Raw genomic sequence first — 2,834 nt, forward strand, 5'->3', positions numbered from 1 at the left:
GCCAGCCAGCTCATCGGCCGCGGCGTCCACCGCCCACAGCAGCTGATCAGGGTCGAAACCGTCGATGTCATCGACCGACGCGCCGATGCGCCCGTCCAACACGCCGCGGTCTTCGACCGGCAGGTCACGGGCACGCGCCACGATGCGGCGCACCTGCGACCACGACAAGCGCCCGTCGTTGAACAGCCCCGCGGTCACCGGCAGGTGGCGCAGCACCTGACTGGCGGTGATCAACACCCACCGCTCAGCCCCCGTCAGATGGTGGGCGGCCCGCCAGGTGCAGATCCAACGGCGACCCCTCCACCTGCTCGACCACCCCCGACGCGTGCAGCTCGCCCACCAGCTCCACGATCGCCGCGTCCAGACGGTTGCGCTCATCCAACAGCCGCCCCAACTCGCCCAGCGCCTGCACCCCCCGCGCGACCGTGGCTCACGCACCCGCTCGCGGTCCTCGGTTGCTACAGCCATCACCATCTCCCTACCCAACCGGCGTCACCGAACCCTGTGACCGAACCCTGGTACCGACCCCTGTGACCGAACTTGTGTTCGAATCGAACGCTACCGCCCGCCTGCGACAACCAGCCTCGACGTCCAACCGAACCTGGGGACAACCCGCCCCGACGTTCCCTATGGCGCTCAGCTCACGTCGACGAGACCAGCGCCACCGGCAGGTGCGCGAACGCATCGGCGAGCCGCAGACGGCCGTCATCCAGCGGCAGGACACGGTCGGTGAGCAGCTCCCGCGCCCCGTCGGCGCCCGGCACCTGCACGATCGTGTCGCCCCACCTCTCCCCCACAGGCCACCCCCCGCCGCCGAGCGCGACGGTGCACCGCGGCGCGATCGCGGCGATCCACTCGTCGGCGCCGCGGCGGAGGAACGCCACCACCCGGTCGTGGTAGGCACCGCTGGCCACGACCGGTTCGTAGGTGCCGTCCCGCAGGAGTGCCGGACGGGCCTGGCGGGCTTGCAGGGCCCGCCACACAACCAGCAGCTTGATCCGCCCGTCACGCCAGTTCTCGCGGGCGTCGTCGGCGGCCGCGACCGGGTCGGCGGCAACCGCCGTCCGGACGTCGTCCAGCAGCCGCCGGCGGTGGACGTAGTCGACGGGCCTGCGGTTGTCAGGATCCACCAGGCTCCAGTCCCACACCTCGGTGCCCTGGTACGTGTCGGGCACGCCGGGCGCGGCGAGCTTGAGCAGCACTTGGCTCAGACTGTTCACGGCGCCAGGCAGCGCCAGACGGCCGGCGAAACGGCGGACGTCCGCCACGAACTGCTCGTCCCCCAGGAGCCGATCGACGAAGCCGAGGAGTGCTCGCTCGTACCGTTCGTCGGGGTCGAGCCACGACGTGTTGACCTTCGCCTCCCGGGCGGCCTTCTGAGCGAACTGCCGCGCCCGTGCCGGCACGTCGGTCTCGTCGTATCGATGCAGCGGCCACATCCCGACCAGCGTCTGGTACAGCAGCCACTCCTCGTTGCGGTCGGGGGCCGTGCGCCCGTCGACGTCGCGGCGGTGGTGGGCGTTGTGCGCGGTCCAGCGTGTGACGGCATCGGCCCACTCGTCGGGGACCTCGGTCAGGACGGCCAGGCGTGCTCGGACGTCCTCGGACCGTTTGGTGTCGTGGGTGGACGTCGCGGTCATGGCGTGCGGCCACGTCGTCGCCCGGTCGATGACCCGCTCGTGGAAGCCGGACACGCCAGCGGGGCGCTCGATCCCGTCGGGATCCACCCCGACCTCGTTCAAGCTGATCAGTCGGTTCTCGACGTAGAAGGTGGTGTCCTCGAACCCCTTGGCCATGGCTGGCCCGGTCAGCTGCTGCCAGCGCAGGACCACCTCGCGCCAGTCGCGGCGAACGTCCTGGTCGATGCCGACCGGCACGTCGAGGGCGATGACGCGCTCGAAGAAGACCAGCTCCCGACCGTCGAGGTCTGGCCGGCGACGACGGACCTCACCGGTCGCGTGTTCCAGACGCGCTCGGTCACGGGCAGGCAGGTGCCCGTCGCTGAGGTAGGTGCGGTAGACGGGGAACGCCGCGGTCACCGCGATCACCGTCTCGCGCAGCGTCTCGACCGCCACGCTGGCGACCTCCGGGATGCGCGCCGCCAGATCGACCAGACGCCGGGTGAGTCCCTCGACCTCTCCGCGGAACAGCTCCTGGAGGACGTCGACCTTGCAGCGGTAACGGGTGTCGGCGACGGCGGTGCGCCTCCCGGTCACCTCCCGGTAGACGTCCTCGATGCGCGCCAGCCCCTCGCCGTCGACCAGCACGGCGTTGACCGCGTTGAGGAACTCGTACCCGGTCGTCCCCGCGACCGGCCACTCCTGCGGCAGCGGCTCGTCGCCTTCCAGGATCTTCTCGACCACCACGTAGAAGCGATCGGGGGGGCGACCCCCGCTCATCTCGCCTGCGCCGGTGGCGTCGGGCCCGTCGCTGGAGCGGCCGTGCGCACCGCCGGTCGCCGCCGCCCGGGCTCGGCCCTCGAGGGTCGTGAGGTAACCGCCGGGATCCAGAAGTCCGTCGACGTGGTCGACCCGCAGCCCGGTGACGGCCCCGCCCGCGATCAGCTCGAAGATCCGCTCGTGGCGCTCGGCGAAGACCTGCGGGTCCTCGACACGGACACCGACCAGGTCGGTGATGTCGAAGAACCGCCGGTAGTTCAAGCGCTCGGCGCCGGTGCGCCAGAACGCCAGCTCGTAGGACTGGTGGTCGAGGAGGCGGCGCAGACGCTCGTCTCGGACCTCGCGGACGGCGTCGGTGAACACCCGGTGCAGCGGTGGGCTGTGCGTGTCGAGCTGGCGGAGGCGCTGGGTGAGCTCCTCGGCGAGGTCGTGGCG

General features: G+C 71.3%; 3 protein-coding genes. All 3 read right to left on the minus strand.

Going from position 1 to position 2,834, the window contains the following annotated elements; genetic code table 11:
• The coding region (locus M3N57_00660; protein ID MDP9021218.1) for a 13E12 repeat family protein at positions 1-234 on the minus strand (234 nt) is incomplete at its 3' end.
• Between the two features lie 10 nt (positions 235-244).
• Positions 245-412, minus strand: a complete 168-nt coding sequence (locus M3N57_00665) for a hypothetical protein (GenBank protein MDP9021219.1) — start codon at positions 410-412, stop codon at positions 245-247.
• A gap of 229 nt (positions 413-641) precedes the next feature.
• On the minus strand, positions 642-2,834 hold a 2,193-nt coding region (gene treY / locus M3N57_00670; GenBank protein ID MDP9021220.1), incomplete at its 5' end, for a malto-oligosyltrehalose synthase.

The organism is Actinomycetota bacterium, from assembly GCA_030776725.1.
Lineage (GTDB): Bacteria > Actinomycetota > Nitriliruptoria > Nitriliruptorales > JAHWKO01 > JAHWKW01.